This is a genomic window from Stenotrophomonas sp. 3diitr2024 (genome assembly GCF_042136455.1).
GTDB lineage: Bacteria > Pseudomonadota > Gammaproteobacteria > Xanthomonadales > Xanthomonadaceae > Stenotrophomonas > Stenotrophomonas sepilia.
This window is the reverse complement of the sequence record NZ_JBHHMJ010000645.1, coordinates 1-413: the sequence shown is the minus strand read 5'-3', so window position 1 is coordinate 413 and position 413 is coordinate 1. Positions and strand designations below refer to the sequence as shown.

Genomic DNA, 413 nt, shown 5'->3' with positions numbered 1-413 from the left:
CGCTGGCCGGCAACTGCAGAGATCCCGAGGTTGCCGGCCAGCGGCCGGCACTACCGAATCCTGATTTCATCCAATGAAAAGCCCCCGGTTCGGCCGTCCCGCGATCTGTAGGGGGGCGTAGTTAGGGGGCTGGATGAATCGATTGTGTTGTTGTGGGCAGGAGCGCGCAAGCGGCATAAGCGACGTGCAGGACGTGGCCCGCGTTGACCACGCCATGGCGCCGCGCGAGCTGGTGCGGCTGGGCAGCGACACCGAATCGCTGGTGCTGGCACGCGCGGTTCGCCGCCATGTGGAGCACCGCATCCCGCTCAACGGGCATCGCACGGTGGTGTTCCGGTAATCGCCCATCCCGCGTCCGCCGGGCAGGGCCCGGCGCTACCACGGGTGCTATCCGGTAGTGGGGGGGGGGGGGG

General features: G+C 68.5%; 1 pseudogene. It reads left to right on the top strand.

The window, feature by feature from the left end:
* Window positions 1-187: 187 nt before the first annotated feature.
* Window positions 188-340 (top strand): annotated as a pseudogene (locus tag ABGA94_RS16705) (formyltetrahydrofolate deformylase); the annotation flags it as partial.
* Between the last annotated feature and the right edge of the window lie 73 nt (window positions 341-413).